This is a genomic window from Pseudomonas sp. 28 E 9 (genome assembly GCF_900004785.1).
In the GTDB taxonomy this organism is placed as follows: domain Bacteria; phylum Pseudomonadota; class Gammaproteobacteria; order Pseudomonadales; family Pseudomonadaceae; genus Aquipseudomonas; species Aquipseudomonas orientalis_A.
On the sequence record NZ_CVTK01000043.1, the window covers coordinates 249,570 to 265,027 of the forward strand.

Genomic DNA, 15,458 nt, shown 5'->3' on the forward strand with positions numbered 1-15,458 from the left:
CTCCTTAAAGACCCTTGCGAAATTGGATGAAACCTGGGCGTTCAGCGATGCGTTCGTACAGTTGAATCGCGGTGGCGTTGGTCTCGTGGGTCAACCAGTGCACCTTGCAGCAGCCATCGGCCTTGGCGGTGGCGTAGACGAATTCGATCAGCTTGCGGCCCACGCCAGTGCCACGTTGGGCTGGGTCCACCAGCAAGTCCTGCAGGTAGCAGGAGTTCTCGATGCTCCAGTTGGAACGATGGTAGATGAAGTTGACCATGCCCACTGCCTTGCCGTCCTGCCAGGCGAGTGCCGAATGAGTCGGCTCGCGGGCGTCGATCAGGCGTTGCCAGGTGCTTTGGCTGACGGCGTCCGGCAGTTCAGTGTTGTAGAACTTCAGATACGCCTGCCACAACGGGAGCCAGGCGGTGTGGTCGGCGACGGTGACTTGGCGAATGTCGATCTGGCTCATTGTGCAACTCCTTGGGGAATAAAGCGGGCGAGGGCCTGGTCACGCACATCGGTACTGGCGGCCAGGCCTTCGCGCACGCCGGCCACGTCGGCGGCGCTGCGGTTCTGGCTGAGCTTGCGCTTGCCGATCACGCGTTCGATGGGCAAGGCGAAACCGACGATGGCCTTGAGCATGCCGTCAATGTAGTCCGCCGGTGCGTCACTGACCGCCCAGGGTTGGGCGCGGCCACGTTCATGGCGCTCAGTGAGGGCGCTGACCAGCTTGAGCAAGCGCTCGGCGTCGTTGAACACCTGCGCCTTGCCATAGACGTGCACGGCCATGTAGTTCCAGGTCGGCACCACTTTGCCGTGTTCGGCCTTGGCCGGGTAAAACGCCGGACTGACATAGGCGTCGGCCCCCGCGAAGATCACCAGCGCCTCATGGCCATTTTGCAGCTCGCGCCATTGCGGGTTGGCCTTGGCCAAGTGCCCGTAAAGCGTGCCGTTGGGACCTTCATCGGGGTTGAGCAGCAGTGGCAGGTGGCTGGCTTGCAGGCCGTTTTCTCCCACGGTCACCAACTGCGCCAGACGGGTGTGCTGGATCAATTGCTGGATTTGGGGCAAATCATCGATGGCAAAGGCGCGGGGGGTGTACATGGGAAATTTTCCTTGGCGAATGCCTGCATCCTAGGCAGGCTATTGGTTCGTTGTAAGAGCCATCTAGCGCTATTTTCATAGGTCCAATATGCCGTCCATCGCGCCGCCGTTATCCTTCAACCCTGCCGGTATCGAACTGGACCGCCGCCAGGGCCTGACGCGCCAACTGTATGAGGCCCTGCGCCAGCGCGTGCTGGATGGACGCTTGGTCAGTGGTACACGGTTACCCGCTACCCGTGATCTGGCGGCGGCATTGTCGATCTCTCGAAACAGCGTCGTGCGCGCCTACGATCAGTTGTATGCGGAAGGGTTTATCGAAAGTCGGGTGGGAGATGGCACCTATGTCGCCCAATTGCCGATGCCGAAAAAACTATCCACACAAGTATCCACAGGGTTTTCAACAGGCTTATCCCCAGGGTTATCCACAAAATGGGCGGATTTACCGGAACATCTTGACGATGAAGTTATCCACAGCACGGGTTTGGCGCGGGTAAAAAATCATCACCTGCCTCAACCGCCTTCAGGTCCACCTCGTGCTTTTCGCGTGGGCGTGCCGGCCTTCGACCTGTTCCCGTTTGAAGTATGGGCCAAGCTGAATGGGGCGTTCTGGCGCAAACCGGACCTGGAACAGCTGTGCTATGGCGACCCGGCAGGTGACGGCCGCCTGCGTGGCTTGATTGCCGCGTACCTGCGCAGCTCACGGGGTATGCAGTGCACGGCTGAACAAATTGTGATCACCAGTGGTGCACAGCAGGCAATCAGCCTTTGTGCACAGCTGCTGGTTGAGCCGGGTGATGGGGTAGCGGTGGAAAATCCGGGTTACCGTGCGGCCGGCCATGCATTCGCCCTGGCCGGTGGGCGATTGCAGGGTGTGCCGGTAGACAGCGAGGGCCTGGATTGCCAGGTGCTCAATGCTCTGCATGACTGCCGTGTGGCCTATGTCACACCTTCCCATCAATATCCGTTGGGGGTGGTGATGAGCCTGGCCCGGCGTCTGGAGTTGCTGGCCTGGGCCGAGCGTACGGGTGGCTGGATCGTCGAGGATGACTACGACGGAGAGTACCGCTACAGCGGTGCGCCGCTGTCGCCCCTGGCGGCGCTGGATCGCAGTGGCCGCGTGTTATACGTCGGCACGTTCGGCAAAGTGGCATTCCCCGCGTTGCGCCTGGGCTACCTGGTGTTGCCTGCGGCCCTTGTGCAAGCGTTTACCCGGCGGCGCGCCGTGGACATGCGCCATTCCGAAGTCAGCACCCAGGCGGTGATGGCAGAGTTCATGGCGGCGGGACACTTCCAACGCCACATTCGCCGAATGCGTCGCGCTGCATTGAACCGACGCAACGCCTTGCTGGCCGGTTGGCCCGATGGGTTGCCCGGCGTCGGCGCCTTGCCCAGCGTTGCGGCCGGGCTGCACTTGACCGTGCGAGTGGACAGCCTGGCCCGCGAGCAGGCGTTGCTCGCGCAGGCCCGTGCGGTAGAGGTTGAGATCACCGGTTTAAGTAGCTATTGGCTGGCTGGCACAAGCCCACCAGCGGACCAGCACGCAGGCCTGGTGATGGGGTTTGCCGCCGTGCCCGAGGCGGCCATCGCGCAGGCGCTGGCACGTTTGCGCCAGGTATGGCAGGCATGAAAAGGTACCCGCCTACCAGCGAGTGCGTCAGGACCATTTGGCAAATCAAGGTATTTCAGGTGCCGGATTTGATCCTGGTCCAGGCCCTGGTCCTGGCGCGTTCGGCTTTGCTGTCCAGGGGCTTGAGGGTATAGAGCGTCGTCATGGCCGCGTCGGTCGGGTACAGGTTGGGGTTGTTGCGTATCGCCGGGTCGACCCACTCGGTGGCGTCCTTGTTCGGGTTGGGATAACCGACGAAGTCGCTGACCGGTGCGATGACCTTGGGTTGCAACAAATAGTTGATGAAGGTGTAGGCGTCGCCCGGATTTTTAGCACCCTTGGGGATGGCGAGCATGTCGAACCAGATCGGCGCGCCTTCCCTGGGCAGGCGCATGTCCACGGTCACGCCGTTCTTGGCTTCCTTGGCGCGGTTGGCGGCCTGGGAAAAACTGCCGGAATAGCCCACGGCCACACAGATGTCGCCGTTGGCGATATCGGCCATGTATTTGGAGGAGTGAAAGTAGGTGATGTACGGGCGGATTTTCATCAGCAGCGCTTCGGCCTTGATGTAGTCCTTGGGGTTGCTGCTGTTGGGGTCCAGGCCCAGATGCTGCAGGGCCAGCGGCAGGATCTCCGAGGGCGAATCGAGCAGCGCGACCCCGCACTGCTTGAGCTTGCTGATGTTTTCTTCCTTGAAGATCAGGTCCCAGCTGTCCACTGGCGCGTCGTCGCCCAGGGCCGCCTTGACCTTGGCCGGGTTGAAGCCGATCAGGATGGTGCCGTACATGTAGGGCACGGCGTACTGATTGCCGGGGTCGTTGGCTTCGATCAGCTTCATCAGCTTGGGATCCAGATGCTTCCAGTTGGGCAACTGGCTACGGTCCAGGGGCTGGAATACCCCGGCTTCGATCTGCTTGGCCAGGAACACGTTGGACGGCACCACCACGTCATAGCCGGAATTGCCGGTGAGCAGCTTGGCTTCCAGCGCCTCGTTGGTGTCGAAGATGTCGTACACCAGTTTGATCGACGGGTTCTGCGCCTTGAAATCCTCCAGGGCCTTGGGGGTGATGTAGTCGAACCAGTTGTAGACCTTCAGGGTTTTCTCTTCGGCCTGTGCCGCGCCGCTGGCCACCGCGACGCACAGGACGAGCGATTTGAGTATGTTCATCGGGCTGCTTCCTCGAAACCTTCAAGCACGTTGACGGCGTTGATACCGATTTCTTCCACGGCGTAGCCGCCTTCCATCACAAACAGCGTTGGCGTGTCGAGTTGCGCGATGCGTCGACCCATGGCCAGGTAGTCCGGGCTGTCGAGCTTGAATTGCGAAATGGGGTCGTCCTTGAAGGTGTCCACGCCCAGGGAGACAACGATGACATCGGCACCGTAGCGTGCGATCTCGACACAGGCTTGTTCAAGCGCGGCGCTCCAGGTTTCCCAGGCGGCGCCGGCCGGTAACGGATAGTTGAAGTTGAACCCTTCTCCCGGACCCTCTCCCAGCTCATCGGCATACCCGAGGAAGAATGGGAACTCCGCCTCCGGATGGCCGTGGATCGAGGTGAAGAGCACATCGCTGCGCGGGTAGAAAATCGATTGCGTGCCGTTGCCGTGGTGGTAGTCCACATCGAGGATGGCGACCTTTTTGCAACCCTGGTCGAGAAACGCCTGGGCGGCGATGGCCGCGTTATTGAGGTAGCAATAACCGCCCATCAAGTCGCTGGCGGCGTGATGCCCGGGCGGGCGGCACAGCGCAAAGGCACTGTGGGCGCCTTGCGTGATGGCGGCCTGGGCGGTGAGGGCGACTTGCGCCGCGCTGTAGGCCGCTTGCCAGGTGCCGGCGGTGATCGGCGCGCCTCCATCGAAACTGTAATAGCCCAACTGACCGTGCAGGCTGGCGGGCATCACGCGGCGCAACGTGCGCGCGGGCCAGGTGTAGGGCAACAGGTCGCCATCCTGGCCGTACTCGGTCCAGCGTTGCCAGGCGCCTTTGAAGAAGTCGAGATAGTCGCGGCTGTGAATACGTTGCAGCGGTGCCAGACCGAAGTCCTGCGGCGCCTGCACCGGGCCCAGGTCACGGTCTTTGACGCGTTGCAGCACGTGGTCGGCGCGTGAGGGCATTTCAAAGCAGGGCATCAGTTGCCCGTCCATCAATTCACAGCGGCCGTGGTGCAGGTGGTGATCGTCCGAGTAGATCGTCAGCATGTGTTGTTCTCCGCAGGCTCTGTCGGTGCATGCAGTCTTGCGGCGCGGGCGGTCTATGAGAATGGCAGGAGCGGCCAAAAGGGGATAAATGTGGCCAACCTGTGTGTCCGCAATGGGCCCCTGAACGGGGCGTCATGCGCGAAATTGGCTTGGCGCGACGCCACTCCAGCGTACGAACGCATGCCTGAAGCTGGCCGTTTCGCTGAACCCCAGCGTTTCGGCTATCCGGTGGATCGGCCACAGGTCGTCAGCCAATAACTGTTTGGCGCGTTCAAAGCGCAACTCATCGAGCAGTTCCTGATAGCTGCAGCCCAAGTGGTGCAAGTGTCGACGCAGGGTGCGTGCGGAACAGTTCATTTGCCGGGCCAGGCCCTCCAGCCCGGGTGCGGCGTGCAGTTGCGCGGCCAGCAACTGACGGATTCGCCCCAGCCATGCCTCGCGTCCGGTGAATTCGGTGTTCTGTTTCCGGCAGCGCTCGACCATGGCCTGGTGGGTCACGGCGTCGGCCAGTGGCAGGGCTTGGGCAAGCCAGCGTTTATCGAAGGCGAATGCATTGGCCGTGGCCTGGAACTGCAGCGGGCAATCGAAGCTCTCGACGTAACGCGCTTGATAATCCGGCGCGTCGTGCTCGAAACGAGCGCCCAACAGGGGCAGTGGATGGCCGAGCAGGTCGTCGCAGATAATTTTCAACGAACCCAGGCACAACTCGACATTGAAGGCCGTCAGTGCGGGGCTCTCGCGGTAATCGCCGGCGGTGAACCAGATACGTTCGTCGTCTTCCTCCAGGCTCAGTTCGAAGAGTGTTCCCAACAGCGCCGGATAGCGCAGGGCCAGGCGCAAAGCGTCACCGAAAGTGGCACTGGTGAGCAGGGCATAGCCGAGCATGCCGTAGGAGGAAACATGCATACGCCGCCCCACGATCAGGCCGATATCGCGCTGCAGGGCCACGGCGTTGGCGCACACCTGCATCTCCTGGTGCGTGGCGATACGCGTGTCGGCGCGGCGCAAGTCCGCTGCGCAGATGCCGCTGCCGGCCAATAACGCGGCATGGGGCAAGCCTTCGGCCTCGAAGGTACTGAGCACCAGGGACACGGCATTGAGGGTGGTGAGATGGGAGTGCAGCATGGGGACTTCCAGCCATGGGGTGGCTGGAAGTGGAGCAAGTTACATGCCGCTCAGTTCAGTTCCCCGCACAGGTCCAGTTCCACCAGGCGACGGATTTCGCGGGTCGGCAACCCGGCCCCGAGCAGGGCGTTGAGCTTGCCGAAGGCCGCCTCGCGGGTCATGCCGCCACCGGACAGCACGCCCACACCGCGCAGGCGGCTGCCGGCTTCGTAGACGTCCAGTTCCACGCCGCCTTCATGGCATTGGGTGATCGCAACCACTACTACACCCTGATCCTGCGCACGTTGCAGGCTGGCCAGGAAGGCCGGGTTGTCACTTGGGCCGGTGCCGCTGCCGAAGCATTCGAGCACCAGCGCCTGGAGGCCGCTGTCGACCAGCGCATCCAACAGGTCGGCGGCGATGCCCGGCACCAACGGCAGGACGCCGACCCTGGCTTCAGACTTGGGCTGGCGGTAATGCAGGGCCGCGGGGATCAGGTCGGCTTGGGAGACGCCGCCGTTACGCTGCAAGGCGGCAAACGGATGGCGACCAAAGCTGCGGATCTTCGCGCACCGGGTGGGCGCCATGAGCGCGCCGTGGAAATACAACTGCACGCCGGGTGCCAGGCCTTCCCCGAGTGCCGTCAGCGCACCGCTGACGTTTTCCCAGGCATCACTGTCGGGCACGCCTGCCGGCAACATCGAGCCGGTGAACAGTACGGGTGCCGGCAGACCGAGGAGTTGAAAACTCATGGCCGCCGCGCTGTACGCCAGGGTGTCGGTGCCGTGCAGGATCAGCACGGCGTCGCAGCCGTCGTCCACGGCCTCGACAACGGCGCTGCGCAGGCGCTGCCAGTAGGCAGGGGTCATATTGGCGCTGTCGATCAGCGGTGACATCTCCCGAAAGCGCCACGTGGGCACGGGTGCGTCGGCCAGTTGCTCGCGCATACGCGCCTCAAAACCGGAAGCGGGTGCCAGGCCATTGGCACTGGCCTGCATGCCGATGGTGCCGCCGGTGTAGAGCACCATGACGTTATTGGCTGCTTGCATGAAAAATCTCCTGAACGAAAAACGCCGCCGGGCCCAGAGCATGCCCAAGGCCGGGCGGCGTGTCATCTGGCGGTGATTAACGTTGCGCCTGGGCGCTCAGTTCAGCCGACGCTGCGGGTTCGGGTTTTACCGGGTTGGCCGGCCAGGCCTTGCGGTCCAGATCCAGGTCGGGGAACTGGCTGGAATCGAACACCGGGGTCTTGATGCCTGCTGCGCGCTGGCCGTCGTAGTCGTTGAGGATGCGCATGGCGATCTTGAACAGGAACGCCAGGGCGAACAGGTTGACGAACGCGAGCATGGTCATGGTGATGTCGGCGAAGGCGAACACGGTGCTCAGGTTCTCGATCGAACCCCAGAAAATCAGCACCAGCACCAAGGCGCGATAGCCCATCAGTACCTTGCGGTTGTTGCCGACCAGGAAGCGCAGGTTGCTCTCGCCCAGGTAGTAGTTGTACATGATCGAGGTGAACACGAACAACGCCAGGGCGACCGAGATGAACATGCGGCCCCAGTCACCGACCACGGCGGCCAGGGAGTTCTGGGTCAGGGCAATGCCGTCGCCTTCAAAGCCCGGGGTGTAGAAGCCGGACAGCAGGATCAGCAACGCGGTGCAGGTGCAGATCACGAAGGTGTCGAGGAACACGCTGAACGCTTGCACCACACCTTGGGCGATCGGGTGTTCCACGGAGGCCACCGCCGCCACGTTGGGCGCACTGCCTAAACCGGCTTCGTTGGCGAACACGCCGCGTTTGACGCCCATGATGATCGCGCTGCCCACCAGGCCGCCGAAGGCCTGGTCGAGGCCGAAGGCGCTCTTGACGATGGTCGCAAGCATGGCCGGCACGTGGTCGAACTGCAGCACGATCACGTACAGGGTCACGGCGATGTAGACCAGCGTCTTGACCGGTACCAGCAGGTCGGCGATCGAGGCGATACGCTTGATCCCGCCAATGAACACCAGGCCGAGCAACACCGCCAGCGCGAGGCCGGTGTAAGTGGTGTCGAGACCGAAGGCATTATTCAGCGAGTGGGTAACCGCGTGGGCTTGCAGGCCGTTGAAGGCAAAGCCGAAAGTCACCAGCAGCAGGAACGCCATGACCATCCCCAGCCAGCGTTTGTGCAGGCCGTGCTGGATGTAATAGGCCGGGCCGCCACGGTAGGCACCTTCTGCATCGGTGCGCTTGTACAGCTGACCCAGGGAGCACTCGATAAAGCTCGAGGACATGCCCACCAACGCGGTGACCCACATCCAGAACACGGCGCCCGGGCCACCCAGGGTCACGGCAATGCCGACGCCTGCGATGTTACCGGCGCCCACACGGCCGGCCAGGCTGAGCATCAGCGCCTGGAACGAGCTGAGTTGACCGGAGCTGCTTTTCAGGCTGTCTTTAAACACCGAGAACATGTGGAAAAAGTGACGCAATTGAACGAAACGCGAGCGGATCGTGAAATAACCGCCGAGCCCGACAATGAGCACGATCAGTACTTTCCCTGAGAGGAAGTCGTTGATGACTTCGAGCATGGAGTGTTCCTCGCTGATTTTTCTAATGGCAAACGCAGGACGGTGCGACGCATCGCTCGGCACCAGGCAGTGCGCGACGTTCGACCCCAATCCTTTTGCGGGTGTTGTTATTCATGCGGTTTCGCGCTGTACAGGACCTCGTTACCGACGATCTCTGACACGAAGAGGGGCGGCACTATACCTAGCAGCATTCAATCCGTCTGCATGCGGTGACTAAAGGTCTGTAGGAGCGAGCTTGCTCGCGAAGGTCTTTAACGATGATGAGTCCCTCCTGGATTAACGCGGCGCCTTGAGGTTTTTCGCGAGCAAGCTCGCTCCTACAAGAGGCGCGTGGGGTATTTCGAGCAAAAAAAAGGGCCTGAAGAACGAGCCTTCAGGCCCTCAAAAGGTGAGAGGTGTCTAGTCTCTCAACCTGGTGAGCGGTGCAACAAACACTTAGGCCTTCAGCGGGACCAAGCGCGGAGCGATCATGTTTTCGGGGCGCAGGATGTCGTCGAGCATGGCGTCGTCGAGCAAGCCTTCTTCACGCACCAGTTCCAGCACACCGCGACCGCTTTCAAGGGCGATTCGCGCAATGCGGGTGGCGTTTTCATAGCCGATGTAGGGGTTCAGCGCGGTGACCAGGCCGATGGAGTGTTCCACCAGCTCGCGGCAGCGCGCTTCGTTGGCAGTGATGCCGACGATGCAGTGTTCGCGCAGCATGTCCATGGCGCGTTGCAGCAGGCGGATCGAGTCGAAGATCTTGTAGGCGATCAGCGGCTCCATCACGTTCAGTTGCAGCTGGCCGCCTTCGGCCGCGATGGTCAGGGCCAAATCGTTACCGATGATTTGGAACGCCACCTGGTTCACGGCTTCCGGGATCACCGGGTTGACCTTGCCGGGCATGATCGAGCTGCCTGGCTGGCGCGCCGGCAGGTTGATTTCGTTGATGCCGGTGCGTGGGCCGCTGGACAGCAGGCGCAGGTCGTTGCAGATCTTCGACAGCTTCACCGCGGTACGCTTGAGCATGCCGGAGAACAGCACGAAGGCGCCCATGTCGGAGGTGGCTTCGATCAGGTCGGCCGCCGGTACCAGCGGCTGGCCGCTGATGGTGGCCAGGCGTTGTACGGCCAGGGCCTGGTAGCGTGGGTCGGCGTTGATGCCGGTGCCGATGGCGGTGCCGCCCAGGTTCACTTCGGTGAGCAGCTCCGGCGCCAGGGTTTTCAGGCGGGCCAGGTCTTCGCTCAGGGTGGTGGCGAAGGCGCGGAATTCCTGGCCGAGGGTCATCGGCACGGCGTCCTGCAGTTGGGTGCGACCCATTTTCAACACATGCCCGAACTCGACACCTTTGGCGGCGAAGGCCTGGATCAGGCTGTCGAGGCTGGCCAGCAGCGCGTCATGGCCCAGCAGCAGACCCAGACGGATCGCGGTCGGGTAGGCGTCGTTGGTCGACTGCGCCATGTTCACATCGTTATTGGGGTGCAGGTACTGGTACTCACCCTTCTGATGGCCCATGGCCTCCAGCGCGATGTTGGCGATCACTTCGTTGGCATTCATGTTGGTGGAAGTGCCGGCGCCGCCTTGAATCATGTCCACCACGAACTCTTCGTGGAAATCGCCGCGAATCAGGCGGGCGCAGGCTTCGCTGATGGCCGCGTGCTTGGCTTCGCTGAGCTGGCCCAGTTCGCGGTTGGCGTCCGCTGCTGCTTGCTTGACCATTGCCAGACCGACCACCAATTTCGGGTAATGCGAAATCGGAACGCCCGAGAGGCGGAAGTTGTTCACCGCTCGCAGGGTCTGGATGCCGTAATACGCTTGGGCAGGTACTTCGAGTACGCCAAGCAGGTCTTTTTCGGTACGGAAAGATGCAGCAGAGGACATGACGGAAATCATCTCGATAGGGACCCGGAACTGGCCGGAACGCTGTGAATGCTAGGCTTTTGAGAGTTTTTGGGCCAATGCTGTTAAACACTGGCCTATGCACAAACGGCATAATGTCGATGTGACCCGGTTACCATGACGGGCGTGTGTGCCAAAATGGTGCATTCCCCGTGGGAGGCAGTGATGAACCTTGAGAGCAAATGGCTGGAAGACTTCAGCGCCCTGGCGGCGACGCGCAGCTTTTCCCAGGCGGCGGAGCGGCGCTTTGTCACCCAGCCGGCGTTCAGTCGACGTATTCGCAGCCTGGAAGCGGCGCTGGGGCTGACCCTGGTCAATCGCTCACGCACGCCGGTGGAGCTGACGGCGGCGGGGCAATTGTTCCTGGTCACCGCGCGCACGGTGGTCGAACAACTCGGTGAAGTGCTGCGCCATTTGCATCATCTGGAAGGCGGCCAGGGGGAGGTCATGCAGGTGGCGGCGGCTCACTCCCTGGCATTGGGTTTTTTCCCGCGCTGGATCGCCCAGTTGCGCAACGAAGGTTTGAACATCGCCACGCGGCTGGTCGCCACCAACGTCGGCGATGCCGTGCACGCCCTGCGCGAAGGCGGCTGCGACCTGATGCTGGCGTTCTACGACCCGGATGCCGCCATGCAGATGGACGCCGAGATCTTTCCCTCGCTGCACCTGGGCAACACCGAAATGCTCCCGGTGTGCGCCGCCGATGCCGACGGCAAGCCGCTGTTCGATCTGGAAGGCGAGGGTAGCGTGCCGTTGCTGGCCTACAGTGCCGGCGCCTTTCTCGGACGCTCGGTGAACCTGCTGCTGCGCCAGCGTGCGCTGCGTTTTACCACCATCTATGAAACCGCCATGGCCGACAGCCTCAAGAGCATGGCGCTGGAAGGTCTGGGTATCGCCTGGGTACCGCAGTTGAGCGTGCGGGCGGAACTGGCCCGCGGCGAGTTGGTGGTGTGTGGCGGGGCGCAATGGCATGTGCCGCTGGAGATTCGGCTGTATCGCTGCGCGCTGGTGCGCAAGGCGAATGTGCGGTTGTTGTGGCGCAAGCTGGAAGGTGGCGCGGCGCAAAATACCTGAGCCCAGTCTCGCGCCCAATCTCAGGCCCAATGCAGAGCAAATGTGGGAGGGGGCTTGCCCCGATTGCGGTGTGTCAGGCACTGAATATGTCACTGACCGACCGCTATCGGGAGCAAGCCCCCTCCCACAGGGTTTTGCGGTGTATTGGACTGACTCTTGAGTCAATAAAACCGCCGGTTTGGGCGGCAAGACAGATGGTCATCCCAGGGGCTGTTTATCTGGATTATTACGGTATACTGCGCGGCCTTCGGCCGGTCCAACCGGCCTTAATTCGTACACCAAGCCACGCCGGATTTCCCGCGTGGCTTGTTGTTTTTTGACGCGCCTGCGGGCGCCCAGAGAGAAGAGGCACGACGATGAGTGCATTGGTTGGCGTGATCATGGGCTCCAAGTCCGATTGGTCCACCCTTAGCCACACCGCCGATATGCTGGAAAAACTCGGCATTCCGTACGAAGTGAAGGTGGTCTCCGCCCACCGCACCCCGGACTTGCTGTTCCAGTATGCCGATGAAGCAGAATCCCGTGGCATCGAGGTGATCATCGCCGGTGCCGGCGGTGCGGCGCATTTGCCGGGCATGTGTGCAGCCAAGACTCACCTGCCCGTGCTCGGTGTACCGGTGCAGTCGTCGATGCTCTCGGGCGTGGATTCGCTGTTGTCCATCGTGCAGATGCCCGCCGGCATTCCGGTGGCAACCCTGGCGATCGGCAAGGCCGGCGCGATCAACGCCGCGTTGCTGTCCGCCAGTATCCTGGGCGCCAAGCACCCGCAGTTCCATGCGGTGTTGAAAAAATTCCGTGCTGAGCAGACAGACAGCGTGCTGGACAATCCAGACCCACGCATCGCCTGAGGGTGTTGATTGATGAAAATCGGTGTAATCGGTGGCGGCCAACTGGGCCGCATGCTGGCTCTGGCGGGAACCCCGCTGGGGATGAACTTCGCTTTCCTGGACCCGGCGCCGGACGCTTGCGCGGCAGCCCTGGGTGAACACCTGCGCGCGGACTACAGCGACCCGGATCACCTGCGTCAACTGGCCGACGAAGTTGACCTGGTGACCTTCGAGTTCGAAAGCGTCCCGGCCGAAACCGTGGCGTTCCTGTCGCAGTTCGTCCCGGTGTACCCGAGCGCCGAAGCCCTGCGCATCGCGCGCGACCGCTGGTTCGAGAAGAGCATGTTCAAGGACCTGGGCATCCCGACCCCGGCCTTTGCCGACATCCAGTCCCAGGCGGACCTGGACGCCGCCGTCGCCAGCATCGGCCTGCCGGCCGTATTGAAAACCCGCACCCTGGGGTATGACGGCAAGGGCCAGAAAGTCCTGCGCACTGCGGCCGATGTGGTCGGCACCTTTGCCGAACTGGGCAGCGTCGCCTGCCTGCTGGAAGGCTTCGTGCCGTTCACCGGTGAAGTCTCGCTGATCGCCGTGCGTGCCCGTGACGGCGAAACCCGCTTCTATCCGTTGGTGCACAACACCCACGACAGCGGCATTCTCAAGCTGTCCGTCGCCAGCACCGACCACCCGCTGCAGGCCCTGGCCGAGGATTACTCCAGCCGCGTGCTCAAGCAGCTGGATTACGTTGGCGTGATGGCGTTCGAGTTCTTCGAAGTCGATGGCGGTCTCAAGGCCAACGAAATCGCCCCGCGCGTGCACAACTCCGGGCACTGGACCACTGAAGGCGCCGAGTGCAGCCAGTTCGAGAACCACCTGCGCGCGGTGGCGGGCTTGCCGTTGGGCTCCACGGCCAAGGTTGGCGAGAGCGCCATGCTCAACTTCATCGGCGTGGTGCCGCCGGTTGAGCGAGTCATGGCGATCGACGATTGCCATGTGCATCACTACGGCAAGGCGTTCAAGGCAGGGCGCAAGGTGGGTCATGCCAACCTGCGCTGCAAGGACCGCGCGACCCTGCAGGCGCAGATCCTCAAGGTCGAAGCGCTGATTGCCGAACAATAAGCTGCATCGTCGCGGGAACCATTAAGGCTCGGCGTCCCTCTGATTGCAGGATGCCAAAGTCTGACTAGGCTTTGGCATGACACACACCAATCAGAGGGAAATGCCATGGGTATCATTGGAACCATCTTTATCGGCTTGATCGTCGGCCTGCTGGCGCGTTTCCTCAAGCCTGGCGACGACAGCATGGGCTGGATCATGACCATTCTGCTGGGTATCGCCGGCTCCCTGGCTGCAACCTACGGTGGCCAGGCGCTGGGGATCTACCAGGCCGGTCAAGGCGCAGGCTTTATCGGTGCGCTGATCGGTGCGATCGTGCTGCTGGTCATCTACGGTCTGATCAAAAGAAAGTAATCAGCCGACAAAGTCCTCTGCGCTGCGCAGGCGCAGAGGGCTAGAATGCTCGGCACTTGTACTTGCCGAGCCTCTCCATGCGCCGTCTCCTGTTCACTCTCCTCTTGCTGGGCTCAGGCCTGGCCCACGCCGGCGAACTGCCGGAAACCGACTGGCTCGAGCTGATGCCGCTGTCGGATCAGAAAGCCCTCGAAGCCATGCCCGAGATCGATCACAACTCGCCCGAAGCCCAAGGCACCTTTACCGACAAGGGCGGCCTGAAGCAGAGCAAAGGCTTGCCGGCGGTGATGTATTCCACCAAGACCGTGGCGGCCATGAACGGCAAGCACATCCGTATCGGCGGCTACCCGGTACCGTTGGAAACCGATGCCAAGGGCCGCAGCACCCTGTTCTTTCTCGTGCCGTACCCCGGCGCGTGCATCCATGTGCCGCCACCGCCGCCCAACCAACTGGTGCTGGTGCGCTATCCCAAGGGCTTGAAGCTGGATGATATCTACACGCCTCTGTGGGTTACGGGAACCTTGAAGGTGGAGAAGGTGAATAACGACCTGGCGGATGCAGCGTATGCGCTGGATGCAGGGAAGGTGCGGGCAGTGAAGGAGTCCGATCTCTAACAGCCAACACATAACAATGTGGGAGGGGGCTTGCCCCCGATTGCGGTATGTCAGGCAAAAATGTTCTGACTGAACCACCGCTATCGGGGGCAAGCCCCCTCCCACATTTCGAACTTCGTCTACAGGGCGACAGCGGCGATGCTCACGCCCAGCGTATGGCTTTCGCCGGGTGCCAACGCCACCACGTCGTCCAGCACATTCGCCGTCTCGATGCACAACATCCCCTGCCAGCCATCGTCGGCCATGTCATCGAAGGCCTTGGCGCGTTCGGTCCATGGGTTCCAGATCACGGTCGATTTCGACCCTTCGCTGGTGAGCTGGATGCGACGCTGCCAGTCCTTGTCGAGGATGCTCAGGCGGGCCGGTGTATCGAGGTAGATACGGTCAGTCTCGGCACTGAAGTGCAGTAGGCCGGACTGGGTTTTCTCGGTCCAGCCATCGGCGGTATCGATATAGGTTGACCCCTCCACGCCTTCGACCTGCACGTTGCGCACATCGCTGACGGCGAAGTAGGTGTGCAATGCCTGGCTGAAGGTCACGGTGTCAGTGCCGCGGTTATGGCTGGTGAGGTGGATATGCAGCTGGTCGTCCAGCACCAGGCTCAACCTCAAGTCGACCTGATGAGGCCAGCCAGGAAAGCCGCCTGCCGGTACGGGCAGCGCAAGGTCCACCCGCAACGCCTGGCCTTCAAGCCTGGTTGCGGCTAATTCCCACAACGCCGTCCGCACAAAACCGTGGGCGCCGGCCGGCTGATCGCTTTGGCGCATCGCCTTGACGCTCTGCGGGTTGCGCTCGAATACACCAAACCACGGCCAGCACACCGGGACGCCGGTACGAATGCCTTTGCCCTGCTTGAACACCGCCTCGGGGTTCGGCCAGATCAGCGGCTGCTCGCCATCGCGCTGATAACTGAAGAGATGCGCGCCCTGTTGGGCCACCATCAATTCGGCGCCATTGTGGCGGATGCGCCAGCAGTCCAGCTCGTCGATTTTCACGGTTTCAACGTGGGGCGTCGGCATAACAAAGCTC

At 62.1% G+C, this 15,458-nt stretch carries 15 protein-coding genes; 6 read left to right on the plus strand and 9 right to left on the minus strand.

Annotated elements, in window-relative coordinates; genetic code table 11:
• Nucleotides 1–4: 4 nt before the first annotated feature.
• Together BFQ00_RS12405 and BFQ00_RS12410 are read right to left on the minus strand one after the other, a co-directional pair.
• Nucleotides 5–451 carry a GNAT family N-acetyltransferase gene (locus tag BFQ00_RS12405; RefSeq protein WP_065933678.1) on the minus strand — a complete coding sequence of 149 codons (447 nt, stop codon included), beginning with the start codon at nucleotides 449–451 and terminating at the stop codon, nucleotides 5–7.
• Nucleotides 448–1,086, minus strand: a complete 639-nt coding sequence (locus BFQ00_RS12410; RefSeq protein WP_065933679.1) for an FMN-binding negative transcriptional regulator — start codon at nucleotides 1,084–1,086, stop codon at nucleotides 448–450. Before BFQ00_RS12410 ends, BFQ00_RS12405 begins: the two co-directional genes overlap by 4 nt.
• A gap of 88 nt (nucleotides 1,087–1,174) precedes the next feature.
• Here BFQ00_RS12410 and BFQ00_RS12415 point away from each other — a divergent pair, with 88 nt between their 5' ends.
• Entirely contained in the window at nucleotides 1,175–2,713 is a 1,539-nt protein-coding gene (locus BFQ00_RS12415; protein ID WP_065933680.1) for a MocR-like pyridoxine biosynthesis transcription factor PdxR, read from the plus strand.
• 55 nt (nucleotides 2,714–2,768) lie between these two features.
• On the opposite strand, the gene BFQ00_RS12420 is transcribed toward BFQ00_RS12415, so the two are convergent.
• The 6 genes from BFQ00_RS12420 to aspA all read right to left on the minus strand — a co-directional run bounded on the left by BFQ00_RS12420 (nucleotide 2,769) and on the right by aspA (nucleotide 10,426).
• A complete protein-coding gene (locus tag BFQ00_RS12420) occupies nucleotides 2,769–3,860 on the minus strand; it encodes a polyamine ABC transporter substrate-binding protein (RefSeq protein ID WP_065933681.1) in 1,092 nt (363 codons plus the stop codon).
• A complete protein-coding gene (locus BFQ00_RS12425) occupies nucleotides 3,857–4,891 on the minus strand; it encodes a histone deacetylase family protein (protein ID WP_065933682.1) in 1,035 nt (344 codons plus the stop codon). Before BFQ00_RS12425 ends, BFQ00_RS12420 begins: the two co-directional genes overlap by 4 nt.
• A 132-nt stretch (nucleotides 4,892–5,023) precedes the next feature.
• Entirely contained in the window at nucleotides 5,024–6,016 is a 993-nt protein-coding gene (locus BFQ00_RS12430) for an AraC family transcriptional regulator (protein WP_065933683.1), read from the minus strand.
• Between the two features lie 50 nt (nucleotides 6,017–6,066).
• Nucleotides 6,067–7,044 (minus strand): asparaginase, encoded by a 978-nt coding sequence (locus tag BFQ00_RS12435; protein WP_065933684.1) that lies wholly within the window; start codon nucleotides 7,042–7,044, stop codon nucleotides 6,067–6,069.
• A gap of 76 nt (nucleotides 7,045–7,120) precedes the next feature.
• Complete coding sequence (locus BFQ00_RS12440; protein WP_065933685.1) at nucleotides 7,121–8,566, minus strand: alanine/glycine:cation symporter family protein; 1,446 nt, start codon at nucleotides 8,564–8,566, stop codon at nucleotides 7,121–7,123.
• Between the two features lie 435 nt (nucleotides 8,567–9,001).
• Nucleotides 9,002–10,426, minus strand: a complete 1,425-nt coding sequence (gene aspA, locus BFQ00_RS12445) for an aspartate ammonia-lyase (RefSeq protein ID WP_065883807.1) — start codon at nucleotides 10,424–10,426, stop codon at nucleotides 9,002–9,004.
• Nucleotides 10,427–10,609: 183 nt separating this feature from the next.
• Here aspA and BFQ00_RS12450 point away from each other — a divergent pair, with 183 nt between their 5' ends.
• The 5 genes from BFQ00_RS12450 (at nucleotide 10,610) to BFQ00_RS12470 (ending at nucleotide 14,429) form a co-directional block, all read left to right on the plus strand.
• Entirely contained in the window at nucleotides 10,610–11,518 is a 909-nt protein-coding gene (locus BFQ00_RS12450) for a LysR substrate-binding domain-containing protein (protein WP_065883805.1), read from the plus strand.
• A gap of 356 nt (nucleotides 11,519–11,874) precedes the next feature.
• Entirely contained in the window at nucleotides 11,875–12,366 is a 492-nt protein-coding gene (gene purE, locus BFQ00_RS12455; protein WP_003195648.1) for a 5-(carboxyamino)imidazole ribonucleotide mutase, read from the plus strand.
• 12 nt (nucleotides 12,367–12,378) lie between these two features.
• Nucleotides 12,379–13,464: a 5-(carboxyamino)imidazole ribonucleotide synthase gene (locus BFQ00_RS12460; RefSeq protein WP_065933686.1), complete on the plus strand. Its 1,086-nt coding sequence runs from the start codon at nucleotides 12,379–12,381 to the stop codon at nucleotides 13,462–13,464.
• Nucleotides 13,465–13,569: 105 nt separating this feature from the next.
• Nucleotides 13,570–13,815: a GlsB/YeaQ/YmgE family stress response membrane protein gene (locus BFQ00_RS12465; protein WP_065883801.1), complete on the plus strand. Its 246-nt coding sequence runs from the start codon at nucleotides 13,570–13,572 to the stop codon at nucleotides 13,813–13,815.
• A gap of 77 nt (nucleotides 13,816–13,892) precedes the next feature.
• Nucleotides 13,893–14,429 carry a DUF3299 domain-containing protein gene (locus BFQ00_RS12470; protein ID WP_065933687.1) on the plus strand — a complete coding sequence of 179 codons (537 nt, stop codon included), beginning with the start codon at nucleotides 13,893–13,895 and terminating at the stop codon, nucleotides 14,427–14,429.
• A gap of 119 nt (nucleotides 14,430–14,548) precedes the next feature.
• On the opposite strand, the gene BFQ00_RS12475 is transcribed toward BFQ00_RS12470, so the two are convergent.
• Entirely contained in the window at nucleotides 14,549–15,448 is a 900-nt protein-coding gene (locus BFQ00_RS12475; RefSeq protein ID WP_065933688.1) for a D-hexose-6-phosphate mutarotase, read from the minus strand.
• Between the last annotated feature and the right edge of the window lie 10 nt (nucleotides 15,449–15,458).